The organism is Gemmatimonadota bacterium (assembly GCA_016209965.1).
Taxonomy (GTDB): Bacteria; Gemmatimonadota; Gemmatimonadetes; order Longimicrobiales; family RSA9; genus JACQVE01.
Genome location: JACQVE010000327.1, coordinates 1 through 2634, shown reverse-complemented (window position 1 = coordinate 2634; position 2634 = coordinate 1). Strand labels below are relative to the sequence as shown.

The following is a 2634-nucleotide window of genomic DNA, read 5'->3' as shown; positions in this document are numbered from 1 at the left end:
CCCTTGATGCGAGGTGAGGACGTTCCATGCTCGAAGCATCCCAACTGGTAAAACGGCTGCAGGAGATGCGGGAAGAGGGGTACCTCTCGGACGCGATCTTGCGCCAGGCGGTGAAGACCATCCACGCGTCCGACGAGCGCTTCCACTGGGTCGGCGTCTACCTGCTGGATCCCGAGGAGAACGTGCTCTGGCTGCACAACTACGTCGGCCAATCGACCGAACACGCCAGGATCCCCGTCGGTCAGGGCGTGTGCGGCACGGCAGTGGCCGAGCGCCGCAACCAGAACGTGGCGGACGTTACCAAGCTCGACAATTACCTGGCGTGCAGCCCGGACACGCGCTCGGAGCTGGTGGTCCTGATCCGGGCCGGCGAAGAGATTCTGGGCCAGATCGACATGGACAGTGACGCGCCGGCCGCGTTCGGCGAGGACGACGAGGAAGCGGTTCAGACGGTGGCGGACAAGCTGGCGGAAGTGCTCATGGCGGAGCGGCGGTAGCGTTTCCGAGTCAGGTCTGGCGAATCGCGGCAGATTTCTGAGCGGTGACACGCTCCGTCCTGGCAGCCAATCCCTCCCTCTTCACGCTCGATGGGACCCGGACCTACCTGGTCGGCGCCGAGCGGGTGGCCGTCATCGATCCGGGTCCTTCGCTGCCGCAGCACGTGGATGCCGTCGCCCGGGCGGTCGGCCGGGCCGAAGTCGTCGCCCTGCTGCTGAGCCATCAGCATCCCGACCACGCCGGAGGGGCGGCTGCACTGGCCGGCCGGCTGCGCGCGCCGGTCCTGGCCCTGGGCGACGGCTCACTCGAGCCGGGCGGCCGCATCGAAACCGATGCCGGCGAGCTGCTGGCCATTGCCACCCCGGGTCACACGCGCGACCACGCTGCTTTCCTCTGGCCGGCGGAGGGCGCGGTGTTTTGCGGCGACCTCCTCATGGGTGGAGAGGAGACGACGCTCGTGGCCCCACCCGAGGGCGACCTGGGCACCTATCTCGAGTCCCTCGAGCGCGTCCGGCGCCTCGCTTCCCGGGTCATCTATCCCGCTCACGGCCCTCCCTTGACCGATCCTGCCGCGGCGCTGCGAGCTTATGTGCGGCACCGGGAGGAGCGGCAAGCCCAGGTGCTGAGGGCGTTGGGGCGCGGGCCCGCCCTCGCGCCGGCCCTCGTGGACGCCGTTTACGGCGAGCAACTGGACGCGCGCCTGCGCGCCGCGGCGGAGGGGGCCGTGCTGGCGTACCTGCAGCACCTGGAGCAGAAGGGGCTGGTGCGTCGCGACCCGCTGCATGGCTGGAGACTGGTCTAGAGTGGTGGAGTCCTCCAATACGGTGCCGAATGCCACCATATTTGTGGATTGGCCACCACCTGCGGGGGCAGGCGTGGCTGCGCGCTCAGAAGCGGATCACGTACCCCACGCCCAGCAGCCAGTCCAGGGCCACCCGCGCCTCGAGCCGGGGCTCGCCCGACACGTGAGTCACCCGTTCTTGAGCCGGCCGGGAGCCGTACACTCTGCCGTCCAGGCGGAGCGTCTCGCGGCCCACCGGAAGGTCAATCCCGGCGCCGACATGGCCGGCCGGCATCCACTGTGCCCGGTCGTCAAAAAGGGGCTCCCTGCCCTCCCCGCCCGAGACGCGGATCCGCTCCGCGGGGCGGTAGTACGTTGCGCCCGCGCCCAGCGAGAAGTAGCCGGGAGCGCTGGGCCGCAGTCGAAAGTGAATTCCGCCCATCAGCCGGAGGAGCCGGATGCTTCCCGCACCCCGGATCTTCTGCGTCGTATGGTCGGCGTCGGGCCCGATGTCCACGGCGTAGTCCGTGGCAGCGTAGCTGCCCAGCAGCTCGTAGGTGAAGCGCCCCGCCGTCCGGTACTGAAGCGTTACGCCCAGCACGGGCGCGGTTCCGGGCCTGAGCTGCCAATGCGAGATGGTATCGCGCCGCATGGGGTCGGCACTGTCGGGCTCCGCTGTCACGACGCCCTCCCAGCGGTTACCCAGCGGTCCGATGGCGACCTGGGGCACGAGCGCCCAGCCGCTCGGCCGCGCGGGCGCTGGCGCCCTCTCCTGTTGTGCGTGGATGGGAGCGGCCGAAAGGGTGAGCCAAGAGAGCAGGAGGGCCAGCCGGTCCACGAGCTTCTCCGAGAGAGGGGTGCGGCCGACGGTCAGGTGGCGCCCGGTGCTGCCTTGCAGTCGGGCGCGCGCCGCGTCGCCCTCTGCCGGCACCGGAACCGGGCGGGAATCGAACCCCTCGCCCGGCAGCTCGCAAGTCCGGGCGGTGAGGTCGCTTTGTCCGCCGAAGCTCACCTGCATCTTCCGCAGGGTGGGGTCAGAGCGGCGGAAAGCGCGCCAGGGCCGGAAGGGGCAACGGCTTCTACAGTTGCCGACACCTTTCCGGCAGATACCCTACACTTCCGCATCGCGAGCGCGTAATCTAATCCTGATCCGAAGCTATCGGGTAACTTCAGTCTAATGGCTGCGTCGGCTGGGGGAGATCGGCTGCTCGAGCGAATACGCCGCTTCGTGGAACGGGAGAGCCCGAGCGGCGACGAGGCGTTGTGCGCCACCCTTGCCGCTGAGATCGCCCTCGAGCTGGAGGCGGCCGGCGCCGCCACCGAGCAGATTGCGGCGCCGGGCTGCGGCACTCATG

4 protein-coding genes are annotated in these 2634 nt (G+C 69.6%); 3 read left to right on the top strand and 1 reads right to left on the bottom strand.

Annotation, left to right across the window (positions count from 1 at the left end):
* Positions 1-26: 26 nt before the first annotated feature.
* Together HY703_13020 and HY703_13015 are read left to right on the top strand one after the other, a co-directional pair.
* Positions 27-497 carry a GAF domain-containing protein gene (locus HY703_13020; protein ID MBI4546114.1) on the top strand — a complete coding sequence of 157 codons (471 nt, stop codon included), beginning with the start codon at positions 27-29 and terminating at the stop codon, positions 495-497.
* A gap of 44 nt (positions 498-541) precedes the next feature.
* On the top strand, positions 542-1300 hold the full coding sequence (locus HY703_13015) for an MBL fold metallo-hydrolase (protein MBI4546113.1): 759 nt from the start codon (positions 542-544) through the stop codon (positions 1298-1300).
* A gap of 85 nt (positions 1301-1385) precedes the next feature.
* Here HY703_13015 and HY703_13010 read toward each other — a convergent pair whose 3' ends face one another.
* The gene (locus tag HY703_13010) at positions 1386-2291 is read right to left on the bottom strand and encodes a hypothetical protein (GenBank protein ID MBI4546112.1); all 906 of its coding nucleotides are present in this window, start codon (positions 2289-2291) and stop codon (positions 1386-1388) included.
* Between the two features lie 165 nt (positions 2292-2456).
* On the opposite strand from HY703_13010, the gene HY703_13005 reads away from it, so the two are divergent.
* On the top strand, positions 2457-2634 hold a 178-nt coding region (locus HY703_13005), incomplete at its 3' end, for a hypothetical protein (GenBank protein MBI4546111.1).